Raw genomic sequence first — 22,785 nt, 5'->3', positions numbered from 1 at the left:
TCATCTATACCATAGACTATGAGGAGACAAAACCATGAAACAATTTCTTCTCATGTATGACATTTTTACGACTCCTTATTAAGTCTACTGTTACTATAATGCGAAAAAAAAGACAACTATGATAAAGACGCTTTTCGATAAGAACAATAACACTGCTATACTCCTGGCTGGTATACTCGCTATCGTCGTAGGTGTAGGTGTAGCAAGGTTTGCCTTTACTTCACTTCTTCCATCTATGCTTGAAGACTTCTTGTCCCTCACCTATGCCGGTCTATTGGCATCATGTAATTTTGCAGGCTATCTGGCTGGTGCTGTTTTTTCTATATTTATCAAAGACATCAACACAAAAGTAAAGTACTTTAGGATAGGTATGATCTTAAGTATCCTTACAACACTTGTGCTGGCAACTACTACCAATGAAACATTGTGGCTGATCTCAAGAATTATCGCTGGTTTCGGCTCTGCCATGGTCCTTATCGTAGGTGGTGCCATCGTCATGGTCAAACTGAACTTTGAGAGTAAAACAAAAGCTATGGGCATACACTTCAGCGGTATTGGTTTTGCTATAGTCATTTCAGAACTACTCAGCCAGTATGTGCTGAAAAAAGGCACATGGGCTGATGCTTGGCTTGCTTTATCCCTGTTTGCTTTTATCCTTACTTTTTATACGCTTTATATTTTATCTTTTGATACAGTGGTCAAACAAGAAGTGGTCAAACACCCGCTCTCAAAGTCAATATTCTCTCCCTATGTGATACTTCTGATATTGGCCTATTTCACCGAGGGTGTCGGCTTTGTCGTACAAGGTACTTTTTTACCAGACATTATTAATTCTCTTGAAGGATTGGAAGGGTATGGAAACCTTGGTTGGCTTATAGTAGGTATCGCAGGTATCCCCTCTTCCATACTCTGGATGAGACTCGCTCATACCTATGGCAGTGTCAATGTCATTATCATCGCAATGGCTCTACAGATCATAGGTATTCTGATACCCGCAATGAGTAGCAACATCCTACTGAACCTGCTCAGCGGTGCACTTTATGGCAGTACTTTCATAGGTCTTGTGGCACTCTTTTTAAATCTTGGAGGTCACCTGGCCGGTAAAAATCCGGTAGTACTTATGGGATCCATGACTGCTGCTTATGGCATAGGTCAGGTGGGTGCACCACTATACAGTATCGCTCTGATCGATTATTTTGGAAACTATCACTCCACACTCTATGTGACAGCATGTATCGTGTTTGTTGGCATAGTGTTTTTACTGTATGCCAAGAGAATTGAAAAACTAAAATAAACCTGTTTACTATTTTGCTATAATAAAAAGAAAGGGGTTTATATGAAATCTTTGGTCTCTTTACTTTTTATTACCCTCTTTCTGAATGCCAACGAAGCTCAGGCCATCATCAAAAAACTTGAAAAAAATCTCCGTGGTGACTACATGTACTCCACTATGAGTATGATCGTTACCTCGAAGCGTGGCAAACGCACAGTCAAGATAGAAAGCTGGTCCGAAGGGAACGACAAGAGTTTTATCAAAATACTCTACCCCAAAAAAGACAAGGGCATTACCTTTTTAAAGATCGACAATCAAATGTGGCAGTATATTCCCAAGATAGAGCGTACCATCAAAATACCGCCATCTATGATGCTGCAAAGCTGGATGGGCAGTGATTTTACCAATGACGATATGGTCAAAGAGAGTTCTTTGGAAGAAGACTACAATGCGAAAATTCTCTCAAAACAGGGAAATGACGCTACATTAGAGCTGATCCCGAAACCCAACGCTGCTGTGGTTTGGGGAAAGATCATCATCGATGTCGACCTCAAAAATGCTGTACCGATCAAAGAGGTTTTTTATGATGACTTGATGGAAAAAGTAAGGATCATGACATTCTCTAAAATAGAACAGCATGGTTCACACAGGATCCCTATGGTCATGGAACTAAAACCTCTGGATCCAAATAAAAAGAAGAATCGTACAAAAGTGATCTTTGAGAAGGTCAATTTTGACACCAAAATAGATCCTTCTTATTTTACGAAACAGGCGTTAAAGCGCTATTCGAGGTAGTGATATATGCTTTATTCGCTTGCATTTAGAAATATTGTGAAATCCAAGGGCAGAAGTATTACCACACTGCTTCTGAGTACCTTCAGCACCATTCTCTTCATCAGCTATGTTGCACTGATGGATGGTTCGCATCATCAGATCATCAAAAGCTCTGTGGAGATCTATACGGGGTATGCACATGTGAACCTTGATGGATATAGAGATGAAAGTGGCTATGATCATCTCATCGAAGATGCTGATAGTATTGATGCAATACTTGCAAAAGACTCTTCTATCAAAGTCTATAGTCCCAGGTTTGAAACCTATGCGCTGCTCTCTGGAGAGGAAAAAGCTATAGGAAGTCTCATTGGAGGAATCATTCCTTCCCGCGAAAAAATGCTGAGTAAACTGCACGATTCACTTGTCAAAGGTGCATACCTTAAAGATACGGACACCAATGCCATCTACATTGGGTCTGAACTATCCGAACGTCTTAAAGTGAATGTAGGCAGCGAGATAGCACTGGTTGGTTCTTCCGTCGATTACTCCATCGCTGCGGATCTTTTTACCGTGAAAGGAATCTTCAAAACGGGTCTTTTCGAATTTGATTCCCAATCGGCCTTTGTCAACAAATCCTATCTTGACACCGTGATGATGAGTGAAAATATAGCCAGTTATTTTACCCTTGACTTCCATAACAATGATAAGATAGATAAAATGACCACAGATCTACAAAAATCACTCCCTTCAGGGTATGAAGCAGTCAACTGGAAAACACTTCTCACAGCACTGGTACAAGCGATGTTGGTGGATTCCATTTTCGGATATATCTCCATCTCCATCTTTTTTATAGTGATCTTTTTTGTGATCATGATATTCTCCTATGTCAGTATCTATACGCGGGCACGTGAAATAGGCCTATTGCGTGCTTTGGGGCTGACATCTAAAGATATTTTTAGAATGCTTTTTATTGAAATCCTGATCCTTGCTGCGATCAGCATCATCCTGGGTACCCTCATCGGTGCTTCCATCGCCTACTACTTTGAACTCAATCCTATCGTGATATCGGGTATCGCTGAGACTTATAAAGAGTATGGTGTGGTCAGTGATGAAATACCTATGAACTTTGATCTCTTTACCATAACATGGAATGCGCTGACGATCTTTATACTCAATCTGGCAGCCATACTCTATCCGATCTTCAAGGTCAATAAACTTACTGCAATGGAGGCGATGCGATATGTTTAAAATAGCAAAACACCTTGCCTGGCTGAGTATCTGGAGGCGTAAGACCCGCTCTTTGATGGTGATCATGATGATCGGTTTAAGTCTTAGCGGTCTGCTTGGACTGCAGGGACTCTATGATGGTATGATCCTCCATTTGATCAATACAACCATCCGCAGTGACTCAGGAGAGATATCTCTCTACAATAAAAAGTATAGATTGAACAAAAGTCTGGAATACAGACTCACTCCTGTTTCAAACTATGTAGAGGCTTTCTCCAAGATCGATGCCATTGAAGCTTACTCGGTACGTTTGGAAAAAGAGGGTCTCATTGCCACCGCGCACAAATCACTTGGAGCCGTCCTCAAAGGCATCTCTTTGGAAAATGAACAGAATTTCGGTGGGATTGATTCCTTCATCACCCAAGGAGAGTATAGCTTTGGGGAAAAGAATCAAAACGCACTGATCGGTTCGGCATTAGCTAAAAAATTCAACCTGAACATAGGAAGCCGTGTGATCTTTACGGCACAAGACGCGACAGGTGAGATCAACGCTATCTCTTTTCGAATCAGCGGTATTCTCAAAACAGGCAACCCTTCTATTGATGACCATACTGTTTTTATCTCCATGGAAAAGATGTCAAAATTTCTACATGTACATCAAAGTGCCACCCAGATAGCTTTGCGTGTGAAAGATGCCGAGCATATCCCTATAGTGCAACAGGAACTGAAAAAACACTTTCCTGATATCGATGTGCTTCGCTGGGATGAACTCTATCCTTTACTGATACAGATGCAAGAGTATATGAATATCTTCAATCTAGCCTCATATGCGATCGTCTTTATTGTCGCTGCTCTGGGTATCTTCGGTGTGATGCTTGTCTCTGTTTTAGAGCGGATACGTGAGTTCAGTATCATGCTAGCTATCGGAACTCCCTACACAACTGTAAGAAACCAGATCATTATGGAAGCCTCCTTTCTAGGTCTGATTGGTTATCTTGCAGGCGCTTTTGGGGGATGGATCTTCCTTTTGTATATGTCAACTGAAGGTGTAGATATGCGCTCTTTTGAAGCAGGATTAGAACTCTATGGATATAGTGCTGTCATGTATGCCAATATGCATCTCTACTATTTCTTTCAAGCTTTTTTTGCTGTATTTTTTGCTACCCTGCTTTCAGTGATATGGCCTCTAAGAAAGCTTAAAAAGATCAAACCTATACAGGTCATACAAGGAAAAATGTTATGAAACTCAACCATGTCTATAAAACATTCTACCCTGATACTCCAAAAGAGGTCAAAGCCCTGAGCGATATCAATCTTACCTTTGAAAAAGGAGAGTTCACCACACTCAGCGGTGAGTCAGGCTCTGGTAAAACAACCCTTCTGAATATTATAGGCGGGCTTGATTCTGCTACAAGCGGCGAGATATTTTTTGAGGGGGAAGAGATATCGGCTTACAGTGAAGAAAAAATGGCAAAGCTGAGACTGCATGATATCGGTTTTATCTTCCAAGCCTACAATCTCATACATGTACTCACGGTTCGAGAAAACATAGGCTTCATCATGAAACTGCTCAAGTTTGATACAAAAGAGATCGATGCACGTACTGTGGAATTGGCAGAGATCTTACAGATAGAGGATCTACTAGACAAACTTCCCGGTGAGATCAGCGGTGGTCAGCAGCAGCGTGTAGCAGTAGCCCGTGCCGTCGCTTCACGTCCCAAACTGATACTTGCAGATGAGCCCACAGCAAACCTGGATTCCAAAAACAGTGCGCGCCTTATGAATATGCTACGCACACTCAATGAAAAAGAGCAAGTTACCGTCATTTTCGCTTCTCATGACAAATATGTGCTGGAACAGTCAAAACGTATCATAGTACTAGATGATGGAGTTGTCGTTGAAGATCGTTAACTATCTCACACTACTCTGTCTAACGGTACCACTCATGGCCGTAGATCATGACCTTACCATAGAGAACACAAATTATACAATCTCCAAGATACCCTATGCTGAAGATGATCGAACCCTCTATAACTACAACAGACTTCGAATAACGGATAAGATCAAAGAGGGAAACTGGTTTGCCACTATCATCGCAGATATAGACAACTATTACGGTGAAACGTATATAGAGAGTTTTGAATACCAGTTCTTACGCTCTATCAATGCGGATACGCCCTTTAACATAGAAACCAATGCCAAAGATTATGAAAAAGGCGAAGTGTTCGGAAGACTTCACCGTTTTTATGTCGGTTATGGCGATGCAAAGCATAACCTGCTCTTTGGTTTGCAAAAGATCACGATGGGTGTGGGAAGGATATGGACACCTACTGATCTCTTCAATCCCAGAAACCCCCTTGCACTTGAACCCGATCAGATCTACGGTAATGTTGCCCTTTCGTATACCTATGCACTGGGAGAGCTGAGTCAAGCAATGGGAGTGGTTGCAAAACGAGAAGATAACAGTTACAAGTATGCAGGAAGGGTCAAAGGCAATGTTGCTATTGGTGATGTAGCACTGGATGTCTACTCAAGCAATGATGCCCAAATGATAGCTTATGAGATAGAGGGGAATCTTTTTGATACCGGTATAGAGTGGCGAAGCGAAGGAGGTTTCTACAAAGATAAACTTTTAGATAAGGAGTTCTACCAGACCATAGTGGGGGCTGACTATGGCTTTGTCAATGGACTTACAGTCATGACTGAATGGCTCCACTCTTCAAAAACCTACACGGCTGATGAGATACTCAACTTCCAAGAAAGCAGTCTAGGCTATAACCGTCACTTCTCTTCTGATTATGTAGGAGCATCAGCCTATTATGACTTCAACCTGCTCTATAGCGGTGCTGTAAGTGTAATACATAATCCAGAAGACCAAAGTAGTTTTATCTCCCCCCTAATAGAATACAGTATCAGTGATGATGCATCCATAGCCGTAGGTGCTATGCTGTATACCGGAAATAATGAGAGTGAATTTGGGAGTGTAGAGAACAGCTATTATCTACGTTTAAAAGCTACATACTGATCTCTTTCCATTCACTTCTTAAACTCTTTAGAGTGTATGTTTTCTTTTATAGTTTTCATTATAAAACCTCCTATATAGAACATTTTATAAGGTTTTCGTTTTTAGGGAATGAAATGAAAAGTGTGTAACGTTTTGGGTGAGACGCGCTAAAACCGCTAGGTTTTATGCGTCGAACTCGACCCGTTTGTTAGACAATCTTCGCCAACTTAATGATAATCATCGCCGTCCATGCCACAATCATCGTAAATGGCAAGAAGTGCCAAGGAAGCAAGAAATGCATAAACGGGGCTATTTCCTCGCTACCTTTCCCGATTGTTGTGTCTCGAGACTTCCGATCTAGGTCTCTAATCGCCTGAATTCCATATCGTAAGAGAATTCCAACTGAAATCGAACTGAGAATGCCTACAATAGAGAAGACAACACAAAGCGCCGTGCTCTTATCCCATGCGAAGGCAATACCAGCAAACATGAACCCCTGCAAAATCAGGAACCAGTTCATGCGATGATTTGTCATCTCGTTTTCGTGTTGGATTAATGCTCTAATAGTATCGGGTTCTTCGTTCATATAATTCCTTGGCTAACTATTTATTCAAAGAACATAATGTCCTTTTATTACGATATTTCAGTATTAAGAGTATATCAAATATGTCTTGATATTAATGAAAATAGGTAGAATTTGTATATTTTTCTAGTTATTCATAAGATTATAATAATTACTTATGTTTTTTTAGGCTGTAAATAGCAATTATTTGGACAAAGTATTCTGTTATTTGTTGATACCTGGCAATATCGGACAAAATGTCCTGTTTGCAAAACCTTATAAAATTATATAATTTTATAAGGTTTCTATTTTAAGATCATGCATTTTCTATCTTAGCTGTATCACTCTTGTCTGTACTAGGTTTATCATCATAAAGGGACATGATCAGATCAAATATCTTTTCTTGTGTAATAGGTTTGATAAAATGCTCAGAGTCTGTTTTTATATCATCATCTAGATCATCGTGATCTCTAAGTAATGCATATTTGAGTGGTGCTCGTTCTTGGACTTTAGAAATCGTCTCTTTGATTTTTTCAGTAAAAATTGTTTCACTTACGATCAAGATATCATATAACCCCAGATCATTACCGTTTTTCTTTAATTCCTCCATTCCTACATCAACTTCATAATGAAAATATTTAAACATCTTTTTAAGGCTTTGTCCAGTTTTATCATTTGAACAGAGCAGTAAGACCTTTTTCCCAACTACATTTTTATCTGGGAGTCTATAATGACGTCTAAAGCCCAATTCAAAATTCTTAAAAGGTATACTTAAGTGTATGTCTGAAATATTTTCATGATCATCAACGATCTTACCGCCAAGCATTTCAATGTCTTTACTTGCGTGTATTTGTAAAAATGCCAGAAGTTTTTCTTTTTCAATATTGGTCTCTTGAATCCTAAAAGATATAAACTCTTCATACAAAAAATCTTCAACAGAAGAAAGAGATAATACAATTTCCTTTCTATCACTATTTTGAAAAACAAAAGTGAGTATTTTACTAAGCAATAATAACAGGGATTCAGAATCACCCCGTAATTTTCTTGGTATTGTCGAATCCATTTCATAAATAAGTTCGATACGCTTTTCATTTGCAATTTCTTTTACAGAAGAAAACAAAGTTTTTAGCACTTTGTTGATATTAAAGGTATCTTCTATAGTCTCTTCGCCTATATCCATTTACTGCCTCCCACAAACAATATATTACATTGTAACAATATAAGTTTTAATTAAGTAGTAAAGTTGGGAATATAAAGGATATTGTTGATTAAAATAGTACTCAAGTAAACAAATTACAGAAAAAATCAAGAAGAGACCATTATCGATCATAGATCTTGGTTTATTTATATCATCCATATCCTCTACACAACAGTAAGATATACTAGGTGCATTTGTTTTAGTGGTACCCTATATCTTGATGTCAGGTCTTGCAACCCCTGTGGAAAATATGCCATCATGGCTCATACCTGTAACAGATTTTATATCTTTAAAATATTTCTTACTGCTTTTAAAAGGCGTATTTTTAAAAGATATCTCTTTTGATATAGCCATAGAACTGATTGTCCCAATGTTCACTTTGGGAATCATAGCACTCTTGTTTGCTTCGTGGATGTTTAGAAGAAAAGTGTTATAAAATTGATCTATTCAAAAATAGAACCTATATAGCATTTAAGATTATTCTACTAACCAACTCTACATCTGATAAACGCTACAATATTAAAATGACCTAAAGAGTCATCTTTAAAACAGTCTTTAATGCGTTTATATTGTACCCTTGAATCTACAATATATTATATGAATTTTTTTAACGATAAATAAAGGAATATAATGATGAAAGAACGTTCAACTATAACTGTGGATGGAAATGAAGCCGTTGCCCTTGTAGCCCACAAGCTCAACGAGGTCATCGCCATATATCCTATCACACCCTCCTCACCTATGGGTGAATTCAGTGACCTCTACAGTGCTAAAAAGCAGAAAAATATTTTCGGTACGGTTCCTGAAGTGTATGAAATGCAAAGTGAAGGAGGCGCAAGCGGCGCTGTTCATGGAGCATTGCAGGCAGGTGCACTGACCACAACCTTTACCGCTTCTCAGGGACTGCTGCTGATGATACCCAATATGTATAAGATCGCCGGAGAGCTTACTTCAACGGTCTTTCATGTTGCCGCCAGATCCCTTTCTGCTCAAGGGCTTTCCATCTTTGGAGATCATCAGGATGTTATGGGGGTAAGACAAACCGGATTTGCTCTTCTGGCCTCCGGTTCAGTACAGGAAGCACATGATTTTGCTCTTATTTCACAAGCAGCGACCCTACATGCACGTATACCTTTCTTACATTTTTTTGATGGGTTTCGAACCTCACATGAAGTGAGTCGGATCGAAAAACTTCCTGATGATGTACTCAAGTCCATGATCAATACTGATCTGGTCGAAGCACATTATAAAAGAGGTCTGACACCTGATAGCCCTGTGCTTAGAGGTACATCACAAAACCCCGATGTCTATTTTCAAGGGCGTGAAAGTGTCAATAAGTATTATCAGGCACTGCCAAAGGTCTTACAGGAGCAGATGGATGCTTTTGCCAAATTAACTGGAAGGTTCTACCGGCTTTTTGATTATGTCGGTGTCGAGGATGCTGAGAGAGTGATCGTATTGATGGGTTCAGGTACCCAAGCCGTAGAAGAGAGCGTACACTACCTGAACGTTCAAGGTGAAAAGGTAGGCATGATAAAGGTACGTTTGGCGCTGCCCTTTTCCATCGAAGCATTTATTGATGCACTTCCAAGATCAGTACAGTCCATTGCCGTGCTGGATCGAACCAAAGAGTCAGGAAGCCTTGGTGAACCGCTATACCATGATGTGGTGAGTGTACTGTTTGAACAACGTTCAAAACTGCCTTTTGAAATGCCAAATATCATCGGTGGACGCTACGGTCTCTCCTCCAAAGAGTTCACTCCTGCTATGATCCTTTCGATCTACGAGGAACTTTCCAAAGAATCACCAAAAAATCACTTTACCATCGGTATAGACGATGATGTCACCCATACATCACTGGTCTATGATCATGATTTCATTTTACAAAATCCTGACCAATTTCAGGCTCTTTTTTATGGATTAGGCTCAGATGGAACGGTAGGCGCAAATAAAAATACGATCAAGATCATCGGTGAAGAAACAGATCATTACGCACAAGGGTATTTTGTCTATGATTCAAAAAAATCCGGTTCCATGACAACATCTCATCTTCGTTTCGGTTCTGACCCGATCCACTCAAGTTACTTGATACAAGAAGCCGATTTTATAGGTGTACACCAATCTGTATTTTTAGAAAAACTCGACTTGCTTGAGAAAGCTAAGCCAGGTGCCGTTTTTTTACTTAATACACCATACATAAAAGAGGAAGTATGGCAACACCTTCCTCGTATAACGCAAGAGCATATCATTAACAAAGGTTTGAAGTTTTATATCATTGATGCTTATTCTGTGGCACGGGAAAGTAAAATGGGATCCCGGATCAATACTATTATGCAAACCTGTTTCTTTGCCATCAGCGGTGTTCTTCCGAGAGAAGAAGCGATCAATAAGATAAAAGATTCCATTCAAAAAACCTATGGAAAGAAAGGAGATGTGATCGTAGAGATGAACTTTGCCGCCGTGGACAATACACTTGAAAATCTCTATGAAGTCAATGTTCCTGCCAAAACTGAAAGTACCCAAGAGCTTAAGCCTGCACTCAAAGGGGTACTGACACCTTTCATTTCGCAAGTGATAGGTAAAATGACCGTATACAAAGGAGATGAACTTTCAGTCTCTCAGATCCCTGATGACGGAACCTGGCCGACAGGTACTACACAGTACGAGAAGCGAAACATTGCCCATGAAGTGCCTGTCTGGGATCCTGATACCTGTATCCAGTGCAACAAATGTGTTTCAGCCTGTCCGCACTCGGTCATACGATCCAATGTCTTTGACATCTCCTTTATGCATGAAGCACCTGAAGGATTTGTCTCTAAATTGGCCAAAGGGAAAAAATTCGGTGAAAACGATCTTTTCAATATCTCAGTAGCGGTAGAAGACTGTACCGGCTGTTCACTCTGTGTGGAAGTGTGCCCGGCTAAAAATAAATCACAGACCAACCTCAAAGCGATCAATATGACACCGCTTGACGCCATTAAAGAGCAAAAGATTGCACAGTGGGACTACTTTCTTTCCCTACCGAAGATCGAGCGTTCAAAACTCGACCATGATGACATTAAAGAATCCCAGTTCCTGGAACCCCTCTTTGAGTTCAGCGGTGCATGTGCAGGGTGTGGAGAAACCCCTTATATCAAACTTGTTTCACAGCTTTTTGGAGACAGAATGATCGTTGCCAATGCCACTGGGTGTAGTTCGATCTATGGAGGGAATCTTCCAACGACACCATGGAAGAAAAATGATCAAGGACGCGGACCAGCGTGGTCAAATTCTCTCTTTGAGGACAATGCGGAATTTGGACTTGGCTTCCGCCTTGCGATAGATAACCACATTGACCATGCTAGAAACTTGCTCGGAGGTCTTACAAATAAACTAGACAAAACTCTAGTCGATACGATACTGGGTGCTTCTCAGGATAATGAAATAGAAATAAACGAACAAAGAGAACGGGTTGAGTCACTGAAATCTGCTCTTGCAAAACTTGAAGGCAGCGAAGCAAAAGATCTCTTGAAAATAGCAGATTATCTTGTCAAGAAATCCGTTTGGATCATTGGTGGTGATGGATGGGCTTATGACATCGGTTATGGTGGTCTGGATCATGTGCTTGCAAGCGGAAAAAATGTCAATATTTTAGTGCTCGATACCCAAGTCTACTCCAATACCGGTGGCCAGCAGTCCAAAGCCACCCTAACCGGTGCTGTGGCCAAGTTCGCTGCAGACGGGAAAGAAGGAGTGCCAAAGGATCTCGCTGCAATGGCCATCAATTATGAAAATGTCTATGTGGCAAAAGTCGCATTGGGTGCAAACGACAAAGCCACGGTCAAAGCCTTTGTTGAAGCGGAACGTTATGACGGTCCCTCCATCATTATCGCCTACTCACAGTGTGTCGCACACGGCTATGATCTCAAATATGGTTTTGATCAGCAAAAACGTGCTGTTGATAGTGGTTTATGGCCGATATTCCGCTTTAACCCCGATAAGATCAAAGAGGGAGAAAATCCGATGAAACTTGATTATAAAGGCCCTAAAATAGATGTCAAGGACTTTATGTACCGTGAGACCCGTTTTAAAATGGTAGAGAAAATGAATGCTGACTCTGCAGGATCTTACCTCAAAACAGCGGCTCACACTGCACAATCTCTCTACAAAAGGTACCAAAACCTGTATGAATATTATCAACCGACTCAGAAGGAGGTCTGACCATGGAACTAACGACTACACATTTAGGACTGGCATTAAAAAATCCCCTTATTGCCAGTGCTTCACCCTTAACTGGATCACTCGATAGCATCAAAAAACTCGAAGATAATGGCATTGCTGCAGTCATAATGCATTCACTGTTCGAAGAAGAGATCAACCATGAAATTCGTCAGATCGACCACTTTTTACATATACACAGCAACGCTAATGCTGAAGCGACCACGTATCTGCCAAGTGAGGTGGATTTTGACAATCTCCATTCTGAACAGTATCTTGAAGAGATCAGAAATATCAAAGAATCTGTCGAGATCCCGATCATTGCAAGTCTCAACGGCGTCTCTGCAGGAGGATGGGTGAAATACGCCAAAAAACTTCAGGAATCCGGTGCAGATGCTTTGGAGCTTAACATCACCTATATCCCCACCTCCATTGATATGGAGGGGCATGTCGTAGAACAAATGTATATCGATACGGTTACACAAGTGAAAGAGCATATTTCCATCCCCCTCAATGTCAAAATGAATGCCTATTTTTCCAGTCCTGCCAATATGGCCAAACGTTTTGTCGAAGTCGGTGCCAATGGTCTCACCATTTTTGACAACCCTACCCGTGTCGATGTGGATCTTGAACTCCTCACCCCTTTGCAGCGTGCCAATATCACCAATTCAGCCAATGTAAGTGAAACCTTACGATGGTGCGCGATCCTCTATCAAAAGCTCTCCTGCTCTATATGTGCGGGTACGGGGATCCACAGTGCGGAAGATGTGCTCAAAGCTATCATGAGCGGAGCGGATGCAGTGGCACTTGCTTCCGTACTACTGAATAAAGGGGAATCTGAAGCAGCAGTGATACTCAATGAGATCACACAATGGATGCAAGAGTACGAATATGACTCTATTTCTCAGATGAAGGGGAGTATCTCTCTCACACACACCGACAACCCTTCTGCTTATGAGCGTAACTCGTATATGTATGCGTTACAGCAGTATCGCCGTTAAAAAGAAAATGAAGGAATAGAAAGCTTCCAATGATGGACTTTATTAATGACCATGAAAATGTATTACTATGGTTAGCCATAGGTTCGTTTATTGGATTTATTGCCTCGATACTATTGATCCCCTGGATAGTGACTCAAATACCCTCAGATTATTTTACACACCCTAAACGTCAAAGATATCTATGCTGTCAAAAACCAAAAATTATACGCTTACTATTTATATTCCTTAAAAATATATTGGGTGTTATTCTTGTACTAGGCGGTATCGCTCTACTACTTTTACCCGGTCAGGGAATACTTACCATCCTCATAGGACTTATTATCATGGATTTCCCCTACAAATATAAAGTCGAGATCTGGATTATCAAACATCCCTTTATTCTAAAAGCTATCAATAAATTACGCTCAAAAGTAAAACAACGTCCCTTAGTGGTATAGTTGTATGATTCTCTATTTTCTTTTGAGAGAACGTCCTTTTACTACTTTTGAGAATATTTACGAAGCTCTTTTAACTTTTTTTGATACTCTTCCTCATCCCCATAAGATAAGAACTCTTCATAAAACTTATGTTGAGACACGACCTTCTTTGCATGCTTTATAGGACAGAAATAAAGTTCTGTTCTGCCCGCAATAGCTGAGGCATACAGCATAAGACCATTGAAATAGGAGCAATAAAGACAGTTAAGCTTCTCAACGAGATTTAAATAACCAAGATAATGATGATCAAAGTGCATGTAGTCGCTTCGCTTGATAAACTCAAACTTAAAAACTCTAAATGCTATCTGTTGATAGGCAAAGAGTAACACGTCAAAGATGATGGCAGGTATGACCATCGCATAGATAAGGGGTGCCGTAAGCAGATGTAAAAGAGGCACTTCCCTGAACCAGGTCAAAAGATTTTTCATATTCTCTCTTTGTTTGACTAACACCTCTTTTTCAAATGTTACATAACCATTTTTGATCTCATAAGAGATATGACTCTCTTGCTTGTCGATCTCTTCGGCCAGCTTTAACTTCATGGTGTCTATCTCTTCTATAATCTCTCTGATCTTATCATTCATTCATAACCCTTTTTATGATTCAAACTCTATATATTATGTCTATTATACATAGATAATTCAATAATTATATTGAGACTATAGATTATTTAGTTATAGCCCAGGATTTAAGCTTCAGAAATAGTTTATAAGCGTCACTATTATACGTTGTTGGATTAAAGTACGAAAAAGTTGGGTTCTAGAGGATAGGCAGGATCTTGACAATCCTGTATGATCAGAATATGCTAGTTCTTTGCTCTAAAAAGAGTTCCTTTCGTATGGTTACCATCCATGAGATAATCATAGGCAGCAGTAAGGTCAAATCCGCTACATAGGAACATGTCACGTTTTTTATCGATCAGGAAATTTGCGGTAACCAACTTAGTATATAAACCGCCTGATGTAAATTCATTATTAGGTCTATAGACTGCAGTTAGTTCATCCTCTGAAATGCTATTCACTTCTTTTAGCATTTGTGCATGAGGATTTTCATCTGGATTACTGTCATAGTAACCGTCTATATCACTCAAAATAACCAAAAGATCTGAGTCTGTATGATGTGCTACTCTTGCAGCAAGCTGATCATTATCACCAAAGATCTGATCAGGTGTACTTGAAATATCATTCTCATTGACGATGGGGACAATATCTTCTTTCAATGATGTATGAATGATCTGATTAAAGATCTCTGTAGATTTTCTAGAGTCAAAATCATCTTCGGTTAAAAGAATTTGAGCAATATCCGTATCATATATATCAAACTTTCTTTTGTAAGAGCTCATGAGTATAGGCTGTCCAACAGCAGCTAGAACTTTTTTACTGATATGTTCTCTTTTGTCTAGCTTTAAAGCTGTATACCCCGCTGCTGCTGCACCAGAACTTACAAATATAACCTCATATTTTTTGCGAACTTCTACGATAAAAGAAACAAGGTTAACCATACGCTCTTTTGCGATCTCACCCTTCTCTGTTAACACAGAACTTCCCACTTTTATAACGATTCTGGTATATGGATTCATAGTAACCTTAATGTATTTAGGATGTAGTATTGGATAATAACAAAATAACTTTAAGAGTAAATTAGTCTGATATAGACTACATCAAGCACTGTGCTATACATTGTATAGATTATACAAGATTTTCACTATCTGTGAAGGAAAGAGTGTCAGACAGAAAATTGTTTTCTAAATGCTTTTGCTCCATCTTTACTAGATTCTATCTGATCAGAGATATCCTGGAATGAAAATCGAAGTTTGCTTTGTTCAATGGTCTCTATCTCTTTGATCTTGTTAATATTGATCAAATAAGATCTGTGGATACGTACAAAATCATAAGCCAGTAATCTTTTTTCAAGATCAGAGATCTTCTGTGCATAGTATGAGAACCCCTTCGAAGAGCGCAACATCACTTCGCTTAGGTCAGCTTTGACATAGTAGATCTCCTCTGGTTTAAGTAGATAATAGCTCTCACCCGTCTTACTCATCAAACGAAGATCATTACTGCTTTTACTTTCTAATTTGACACGTTCTATACTCTGTTCTAACTGTTCTATACTAAAAGGTTTGACCAAATACCCTATAGCACCGATATCAAAAGCTTTAAGCGCGTGTTCATCATACGCTGTCTGAAAGATGATCGCTATGTCTTCCTGATGATAACGTAGTTCATACCCTAGTTCAAGTCCACTACTTCCAGGCATGTTAATATCTAATAGTGCCAGATCAAAATGATTCTCTTTGATCGCCTCAAGTGCACCTGTTGCACTGTCTACTTCGATGATATCCTCATATCCAAGTGTGTTAAGCATTCTTTTCAGTCTGCTAAGTGCTAAAGCCTCATCATCAACGATAAGTATTTTCATGACAATCTCCTAAATAGATAGTAAAAGTGGGGTTTTCTTTCTCTGTTATTTCTATCTTTCCTTTACAGAGAAGCTTGAGACGCTGAGCTAAATTCGTTAAGCCAGTTCCGAATTCTGTATTCTTCATTGCTTTACCATTGTTTTTCAATATAAGTCTATTTTGACTTTGATCATAGGATAGAAATATTTCCAACATTTTTTTGTCTATAAAACCATGTTTTATAGCATTCTCCACAAGTAATTGAACAGAAAATTTCGGTACTTTTATTTTAGGCATAGGATGATCAATATGCATATGGATCTTACCTGAAAAACGAATATTCTCAAGTTCCACATAATCACGGACATTTCTGAGTTCATCATTCAATGGTATAAGTGCTTTTTCATCCATCGTATTACGTAGAAAGGTAGACACTTTTAAGATCGCTGTTTCAGCCTTGTTAGGGTCTTGGTGAATGAGCTCAGCTATTGAATTCAAAGCATTGAACAAAAAGTGAGGATTGAGCTGAGTTTCGAGTGAGCGAAGTCGGCTTTGCACATAATGATGGTCAACCTCTTCTTTTTCATTACGCATCTTTACAAAACGATAAAGCAAAGCACCTACAATATACGTTAAGACACCTATGGCAACTGCTATCTGGACATGGTGTGTATGAAACAGAGGTATGAGAGTTATATCCCATAGTTCTGCAATGTTGATACTTAACAAAGTACCTAGAAAACCAGAAAGAAATGAGAAAAATATCGCTAATGGAAGCCAAAATATTTTTGAGATCTTTGGTAAAATGGTTTGATTCATAAATGTAATGAACAAAAGCGAGAAAAGTGTAATAGAAAAACCAAGCATCGCTCCAAAATACGCACCTTGGATCCATTCAAGACCTAAAAGCACGTATCCCAGAGAAGAGAGCAACATCGCAAAAAGAACGCCGATGAGTAAAATGTAAAGCCAGTCAAGGACCTTGATACGTAAAGCGATATTATACATCCAATAATCCTCTGAGATTTTCGACACCCAACATGACTCCAGGCCACCCCTGTGCTGCATAAACAGTATCACCTACATGGTATAAACCCTCTATAGAAGTATCATTTGAAGGTAATTTTGGCAGGAAATTTTTCATAGTGATAGCATTTCCTCCAAGTTGTGCACGGTTGATATAATGTTTAAAGCTATTAGGTGTTGCTGCAAACTGATGTACTATTTCGCTTTCGTTGATATCAAGTATATCACAGATACTCTTTAGCATTTGGCGTTGAAGTTCTTCTTTTTTGTCCTTGTAGGTTTTCTTGTCTTCCCAAAACCTAATGTCTGTATGTATAGATGCGGTCACACTATAGTGCCCTTCAGGTGTAAGCATGTTATCTGTTATATCTGAAAAAGAGACAAAAACAGCATTAGATATACTGTGTGTATATTGTTCATCCTGTATTAGTTGATAATGATGTTCATACTTCTTCGTACTTTTTATGGTCATATAGAGCATAAAGGAACTTTGGTGATTGTTGAGTGTTTCATACTTTTGATAATAGTTCTTTATTTTTTCATCATTAAAAAGTTTTTCGCTGTCATAAATAGTACTGTTCAGTATCACTTTTTTAGCTTTTAGAGACTCATTTTTGGTATGAAGTATGAAGTGGTCACTGTGTCGTTCAATCTTTTCTATTTGTGTATTACGTTTGACATGCTTCATCTTTGCTGTCATCTGATCAAACAATCTTCCGAATCCACCAGGTACATAATGTGTTTCATTAAAAGAATATCCCAAAGAGAGTGCTGCAGTAAAAAAGTTGATCTCTTTTGAATGAGCCTGTGCGACAATGAGGATCTGTGCTTCCAGAAATTTTTGATACTCTTCCGAAATATCTCCATAAAAATCGTTGATAAAATCATAGGCATTGGTCCGTAAGAAACGTTGAAATTTGACTAATAAAGGCAAAAAACTTGTCAGTGAAATAAGTTTATGCCATAGTGAACGATTAGAGTAGTAGTGCCCATGCAAAACATAAAACTCTTTTCCAAGTCTATGAACCAGTGTCCAAAATTCACGGTTTTTAGGATGAGGATAGTTTTGTTCAAGCACCTCCAAAAAATCTTCCAAGTCTGAAAAACGAGGTGTAATTTTTCCATTTTGTATAATGACAATTGTAGGATCAGTGACCATCAGCTCAGGAGTAAAACCTATTTTGTCAAACATTGATTTTACAATATGCCCTTCTTCATAACCTGCAAGTGTTGTGGCACCGGTATTATATAAATAACCTCTGTGCTGAAATGTTGAACTGCATCCACCAAGATAGGGTTCTTTTTCAAACAAAATAGTCTCATACCCTTTGGCATCAAGATATGCAGCTATGCTACTGCCACCGATACCCGAACCCACTACTGCATACTCTATCATCAGAAAGCTTTCATACTCTCATAGATATCTGTGATACATTTTACAAATGATGGATGGTCATTTGGTGCTTTTGCCACACGATACTCCTCAAAACCGACCTCATCAGCGATCTCTCTATATTCTACATCCAATTCAAATTCTGTCTCAGAATTATCGATTGTAAAAGCTATAGGGTAAATAATAACCTTTTTCTTCTTCAGACTTTTGAGTTTGTCCTCAAGATAAGGACGTATCCACTTCAGTGGTCCAAGACGTGACTGATAGGCAAGATGTGTCTTATGAAATTTGATACCTGCTTCCAGCAATGCTTTTCGTGCATGATATACATTGTATTTGATATGACGCTGATAGTGATCTCCATTATCTATGATCTTTTGAGGTAATCCATGTGCGGAAAAAACCAATTCAAAACCACCAGGATCATCATTTCCAAGTGTCTCCTTGATCCGTTCTATACTTGCAGCGATATAGTCTGGATGACGGTAATAACTATGAAGTGTTTTTACTTTAGCATGAATACCCTGTTTTTTGATACTCTCTTCGAAATCTTCTATACTTGAAAGTGTCGTTGTACTTGAGTAATGGGGATAGAGAGGAATCGCATAGATCTCATCTACATTTTTAAGTCCTTGAAGTGTATCACGTGAATAAGGAGGAGTGTAACGCATAGCCATATGTACAGTCGCATCAATCCCTGTTTCAAGTTTCGACATAAGTTTTTTTGTATACCCTACCAAAGGAGATTTGCCACCTAAAGCTTCATAGTTGCTTTTAGCTTCTTTTTTTCGTTGCCATGTAATGAGTTTGGCAATCATCATTCGAATCGGTTTAGGCGCAGAGATAATACGTTTATCATTGAACATATTGTTCAAAAAAACTTCAACTTCATCCAAATTATTCGGACCACCCATATTCAATAATACAACAGCTCGTTTCATAAGAACCTCACTTTTTTGTTTATTTTACAAAGAAAGGATTTCTGTTCGTAGCCTCATAATGTCAATTCGTTGTAAAAACTAGGTTAACTGGTGTTTTAGCGCTTTTTCTATATCTGTATATTCAAAGACAAAACCTTGTTCCTGAAGTGCAGTGGGATAGACTTCTTTTGAACCTGTAAGGACAGAACTGGCTTCACCATACATGATACGCAAGGCAAATTCAGGAATAGGAAGGATAGTAGGACGATGTAAAACCTTTCCTAATGCTTTGGTAAAAACATAATTTGTCACAGGATTGGGCGAAACAGCATTGAAAACACCGGTCAGCTGTTTATCTATGAGGAACTGATAGATACGTACAAGATCTTCTATCGCTATCCAACTGGTCATCATCTTTCCATTACCGATAATGCCTCCAACACCCCATTTAAACGGGGTAAGCATCTGTGCCAATGCACCACCCTCTTTGCCAAGTATCACACCAAAACGTAATATAGTGGTTGGTTTCTCACACAACATAGCTTCTTTTTCCCACTGATGGGCAAGTTCACCCAAAAAATCATCTGCGATCTGGGTACAGCTTTCATCACACTTTTGATCATCAGGATAGATACCAATGGCTGAAGTAGAAATAAAATATTTCACATGACTTTGATTGATAGCTTTTACCAATCGTTCTGTACTGTCTATACGGCTTTGAAGAAGAATTTGTTTATAAGGATCACTCCAGCGTTTGATAATAGGAGCACCGGCAAGATTAATCACAACATGAACGTCTTCTAATTTTTTCACTATCATAGAGGCATCATCTTTCCTGTCTATGACAACAGACTCTTTAAAATGACTCTGCAAAGCTGTCCCAACGAAGCCACTAGCTCCAGTTAGTGCTACTTTCATCACTTGCCTCCTTTTTATTATTGTAGAGTATCTCTTATGTACTCCGTGTGCAATAATACATAGATCATACAGATCAGGTCTATTTTAATAGCGGTTCTATTTTTTCTTCGAGTTCTTTAGGTTTGGTAGATGAACCAAAACGCTCCACAACCTTACCCTCTTTATCAATAAGGAATTTAGTAAAGTTCCATTTGATCGCTTCCGTACCTAAAATACCTGGTTGTTCAGACTTCAGATACTGGTACAGTGGATGTGTTTCTTCACCATTGACATTGATCTTGGAGAACATAGGGAAAGTTACACCAAAGTTTACACGGCAAAAATTTTGTATCTCTGCTTCAGAACCTGGTTCCTGAGAGCCAAACTGATTACAGGGGAATCCGAGTACGACTAACCCTTCATCCTTATATTTTTTGTAGAGTGTTTCAAGCCCATCATACTGAGGGGTATACCCGCACTTACTGGCAACATTAACGATAAGCAATACCTTGCCTTTGTATGGTTCCAGTGTTGTCTCTTCGCCATTAATGGTTTTGACTTTAATATCATAGATCGATTTCATCTGTACATCCTTTGCAAAAGTATTGAGAGTTAAAATAAGTAATAAAGAAAAAATAGCTTTTAACATACCCTATCCTTTTAATTTGTTTTATGTGGAGGGAAATCTTTGATGATAGTGATCACAAGTTCTCCCACTTCAAAACCGAATTTTTTCATTTTTGAATGATTCAAAATAACGCCGTCTTCTTGAAGATGTAACCAGTCACGTACATTAATATCAATCGTCGAATCGTTATATGGAACACGCATCGTATAGTCTATCATAACTGTATTGCCTTTTGCAATCATCTGTGCTTCCCCGACAATATCTCCTGCTGTACCTCTAAATGTTTTCTTTCCTGTAGGAGTAAGTGTCCAGACACGTGTCTGTTTTTCTCCATCATCATAGACAAATTGCTCATCGAGTGTTCCTACGCCATTTTTATCCCAGCTTCCGACGAGTTTTCCTTTGAAGCGTCTAATGATCTTTCCATCTCTATCCTTAACCATACCATAAGCCGTCATAGGACCATTAAAATATTTTTGAGGAATGAATTCCGGTGAACTGTTTGCAAAGTCATCTATCTGCATCCCACCACAGCCTGTTAAAAATCCGCACATCCCTAGTGTTAAAAATGATTTGAGTTTCATGCTACCAATCCTTTATTTAAATATGTGTTCTGGTCACGTGTGAAAGCGACTTGGACTAAATTTATATTTCGGGTAATAAATGCCGCTTCACAGTAACAAAGATACATTTTCCACATGCGTATAAAGTATTCATCGAATCCCAGTTCTTTGACCTTATGAAGTTTAGCTTTAAATGCATCATGCCATAATCTAAGTGTTTTGGCATAATCTTCTGTAAACTCTTCCATATGTAAAAGATTTAGACGTGTATGCTTCGTCGTTGTTTGTAGTATTTTACTAACACTTGGCAGATGCCCTCCTGGGAAAATGTATTTTTGGATAAAGTCGGTTCCTTTACTATATGCATCATAGCGCTGATCTGGCATAGTGATGATCTGCATAACCATAACACCTGAAGGCTTCAGGAGTGACTCACATTTTTTGAAGAAAACATCAAAGTACTCTTTCCCTACTGCCTCAAACATTTCTACTGCAATGATAGCATCAAAGGTACCATCAAGATCTCTATAATCCTTAAGTAAAATCTCTATTTGGTCCTCTACATCTTCTTTTTTAAAACGCTGCTCACAGAGTGCTTTTTGCTCTTTACTAAGTGTCACCGTAGTGACCTCACACTGTCTCTCTTTGGCGAGATGTATAGCCATAGCTCCCCAGCCTGAACCTATTTCAAGTACTTTGGCTCCAGGTTTAAGGTGAAGTTTGTCTGCAAGTAACTTAATTTTACTTTTTTGTGCTTCATATAATGATTGTTCAGAACTTTCAAATACTGCACTTGAATACATCATTGTATCATCCAGCATTAATTCAAAAAAATCATTAGAGAGATCATAGTGCTGTGATATATTTTTTTGTGACTGGGTTTTGGAGTTTTTTCGCATCCAGTGTTTTACCTTATTCATTTGAGGCAATAGGTTAATTAAACGGTTGCTGCTGCTATCCTCACTTTTTGCTGAGAGCGCTTTTGAATTAATCAGTGCAATACTGATTAGGTTGGTTAGATCAGTACTTTCAAAATCACCATCCATATAACTTTCTGCAAACCCTATATCACCATAAAGTGCAAGACGTCTAAAAAAACGGCTGTTGTGTATGACCAAACTTGTTTTTGGTACTTCACCGTTCCCATAGATTTTTTGGGTTCCATCACTATAGACAACCTTTAATGTTCCATGCTCAATACGACTTAAAAACCTATCACCGAATTTATTCCAGAATCCTTTCATT

At 38.9% G+C, this 22,785-nt stretch carries 22 protein-coding genes; 10 read left to right on the top strand and 12 right to left on the bottom strand.

Annotated features, from left to right (window positions below):
• Nucleotides 1-118 precede the first annotated feature (118 nt).
• From LDM93_RS02410 to LDM93_RS02385, 6 genes are read left to right on the top strand one after another with little or no spacing between them, the layout of a single operon-like run.
• Nucleotides 119-1,294 (top strand): YbfB/YjiJ family MFS transporter, encoded by a 1,176-nt coding sequence (locus LDM93_RS02410; protein ID WP_223890419.1) that lies wholly within the window; start codon nucleotides 119-121, stop codon nucleotides 1,292-1,294.
• Nucleotides 1,295-1,336: 42 nt separating this feature from the next.
• Nucleotides 1,337-2,068 (top strand): outer membrane lipoprotein-sorting protein, encoded by a 732-nt coding sequence (locus tag LDM93_RS02405; RefSeq protein ID WP_223890417.1) that lies wholly within the window; start codon nucleotides 1,337-1,339, stop codon nucleotides 2,066-2,068.
• 6 nt (nucleotides 2,069-2,074) lie between these two features.
• Nucleotides 2,075-3,295: an ABC transporter permease gene (locus LDM93_RS02400; protein WP_223890416.1), complete on the top strand. Its 1,221-nt coding sequence runs from the start codon at nucleotides 2,075-2,077 to the stop codon at nucleotides 3,293-3,295.
• Nucleotides 3,288-4,517 carry an ABC transporter permease gene (locus LDM93_RS02395; RefSeq protein WP_223890414.1) on the top strand — a complete coding sequence of 410 codons (1,230 nt, stop codon included), beginning with the start codon at nucleotides 3,288-3,290 and terminating at the stop codon, nucleotides 4,515-4,517. Before LDM93_RS02400 ends, LDM93_RS02395 begins: the two co-directional genes overlap by 8 nt.
• Nucleotides 4,514-5,185, top strand: a complete 672-nt coding sequence (locus LDM93_RS02390; protein WP_223890412.1) for an ABC transporter ATP-binding protein — start codon at nucleotides 4,514-4,516, stop codon at nucleotides 5,183-5,185. Before LDM93_RS02395 ends, LDM93_RS02390 begins: the two co-directional genes overlap by 4 nt.
• Nucleotides 5,157-6,299: a hypothetical protein gene (locus tag LDM93_RS02385; RefSeq protein ID WP_223890411.1), complete on the top strand. Its 1,143-nt coding sequence runs from the start codon at nucleotides 5,157-5,159 to the stop codon at nucleotides 6,297-6,299. The genes LDM93_RS02390 and LDM93_RS02385 overlap by 29 nt, the downstream gene beginning before the upstream one ends.
• Nucleotides 6,300-6,486: 187 nt before the next feature.
• On the opposite strand, the gene LDM93_RS02380 is transcribed toward LDM93_RS02385, so the two are convergent.
• Entirely contained in the window at nucleotides 6,487-6,864 is a 378-nt protein-coding gene (locus tag LDM93_RS02380; RefSeq protein WP_223890410.1) for a hypothetical protein, read from the bottom strand.
• Between the two features lie 292 nt (nucleotides 6,865-7,156).
• Complete coding sequence (locus LDM93_RS02375) at nucleotides 7,157-8,020, bottom strand: hypothetical protein (RefSeq protein WP_223890409.1); 864 nt, start codon at nucleotides 8,018-8,020, stop codon at nucleotides 7,157-7,159.
• A 220-nt stretch (nucleotides 8,021-8,240) separates the two neighbouring features.
• Here LDM93_RS02375 and LDM93_RS02370 point away from each other — a divergent pair, with 220 nt between their 5' ends.
• From LDM93_RS02370 to LDM93_RS02355, 4 genes are all read left to right on the top strand, one after another.
• The gene (locus LDM93_RS02370; protein WP_223890408.1) at nucleotides 8,241-8,474 is read left to right on the top strand and encodes a hypothetical protein; all 234 of its coding nucleotides are present in this window, start codon (nucleotides 8,241-8,243) and stop codon (nucleotides 8,472-8,474) included.
• 194 nt (nucleotides 8,475-8,668) lie between these two features.
• Entirely contained in the window at nucleotides 8,669-12,238 is a 3,570-nt protein-coding gene (nifJ, locus tag LDM93_RS02365) for a pyruvate:ferredoxin (flavodoxin) oxidoreductase (protein WP_223890407.1), read from the top strand.
• 2 nt (nucleotides 12,239-12,240) lie between these two features.
• A complete protein-coding gene (locus LDM93_RS02360) occupies nucleotides 12,241-13,236 on the top strand; it encodes a dihydroorotate dehydrogenase-like protein (RefSeq protein WP_223890405.1) in 996 nt (331 codons plus the stop codon).
• Nucleotides 13,237-13,265: 29 nt separating this feature from the next.
• Entirely contained in the window at nucleotides 13,266-13,673 is a 408-nt protein-coding gene (locus LDM93_RS02355; protein ID WP_223890404.1) for a PGPGW domain-containing protein, read from the top strand.
• Between the two features lie 41 nt (nucleotides 13,674-13,714).
• Here LDM93_RS02355 and LDM93_RS02350 read toward each other — a convergent pair whose 3' ends face one another.
• The 10 genes from LDM93_RS02350 to LDM93_RS02305 all read right to left on the bottom strand — a co-directional run bounded on the left by LDM93_RS02350 (nucleotide 13,715) and on the right by LDM93_RS02305 (nucleotide 22,784).
• Nucleotides 13,715-14,296, bottom strand: coding sequence for a hypothetical protein (locus tag LDM93_RS02350; protein WP_223890403.1), 582 nt, complete (start codon nucleotides 14,294-14,296; stop codon nucleotides 13,715-13,717).
• 221 nt (nucleotides 14,297-14,517) lie between these two features.
• A complete protein-coding gene (gene proB, locus LDM93_RS02345; RefSeq protein ID WP_223890402.1) occupies nucleotides 14,518-15,291 on the bottom strand; it encodes a glutamate 5-kinase in 774 nt (257 codons plus the stop codon).
• Nucleotides 15,292-15,437: 146 nt separating this feature from the next.
• On the bottom strand, nucleotides 15,438-16,133 hold the full coding sequence (locus tag LDM93_RS02340) for a LytTR family DNA-binding domain-containing protein (RefSeq protein ID WP_223890401.1): 696 nt from the start codon (nucleotides 16,131-16,133) through the stop codon (nucleotides 15,438-15,440).
• Complete coding sequence (locus LDM93_RS02335; protein ID WP_223890400.1) at nucleotides 16,114-17,121, bottom strand: sensor histidine kinase; 1,008 nt, start codon at nucleotides 17,119-17,121, stop codon at nucleotides 16,114-16,116. The genes LDM93_RS02340 and LDM93_RS02335 overlap by 20 nt, the downstream gene beginning before the upstream one ends.
• Complete coding sequence (locus LDM93_RS02330; protein WP_223890399.1) at nucleotides 17,114-18,535, bottom strand: NAD(P)/FAD-dependent oxidoreductase; 1,422 nt, start codon at nucleotides 18,533-18,535, stop codon at nucleotides 17,114-17,116. Before LDM93_RS02330 ends, LDM93_RS02335 begins: the two co-directional genes overlap by 8 nt.
• Nucleotides 18,535-19,473, bottom strand: coding sequence for a ferrochelatase (gene hemH / locus LDM93_RS02325; RefSeq protein ID WP_223890397.1), 939 nt, complete (start codon nucleotides 19,471-19,473; stop codon nucleotides 18,535-18,537). The genes LDM93_RS02330 and hemH overlap by 1 nt, the downstream gene beginning before the upstream one ends.
• Before the next feature lie 78 nt (nucleotides 19,474-19,551).
• Nucleotides 19,552-20,370, bottom strand: a complete 819-nt coding sequence (locus LDM93_RS02320) for a TIGR01777 family oxidoreductase (RefSeq protein ID WP_223890396.1) — start codon at nucleotides 20,368-20,370, stop codon at nucleotides 19,552-19,554.
• A 79-nt stretch (nucleotides 20,371-20,449) separates the two neighbouring features.
• Nucleotides 20,450-20,932 (bottom strand): glutathione peroxidase, encoded by a 483-nt coding sequence (locus tag LDM93_RS02315; protein WP_223891020.1) that lies wholly within the window; start codon nucleotides 20,930-20,932, stop codon nucleotides 20,450-20,452.
• 77 nt (nucleotides 20,933-21,009) lie between these two features.
• Nucleotides 21,010-21,561 carry a DUF3833 domain-containing protein gene (locus tag LDM93_RS02310; protein WP_223890394.1) on the bottom strand — a complete coding sequence of 184 codons (552 nt, stop codon included), beginning with the start codon at nucleotides 21,559-21,561 and terminating at the stop codon, nucleotides 21,010-21,012.
• Complete coding sequence (locus LDM93_RS02305) at nucleotides 21,558-22,784, bottom strand: cyclopropane-fatty-acyl-phospholipid synthase family protein (RefSeq protein WP_223890392.1); 1,227 nt, start codon at nucleotides 22,782-22,784, stop codon at nucleotides 21,558-21,560. The genes LDM93_RS02310 and LDM93_RS02305 overlap by 4 nt, the downstream gene beginning before the upstream one ends.
• Nucleotide 22,785: the final 1 nt, after the last annotated feature.

The organism is Sulfurovum sp. TSL6 (genome assembly GCF_019972115.1).
In the GTDB taxonomy this organism is placed as follows: domain Bacteria; phylum Campylobacterota; class Campylobacteria; order Campylobacterales; family Sulfurovaceae; genus Sulfurovum.
Note: the sequence above shows the minus strand (reverse complement) of the source record. Positions and strands in the feature narration are given on the sequence as shown.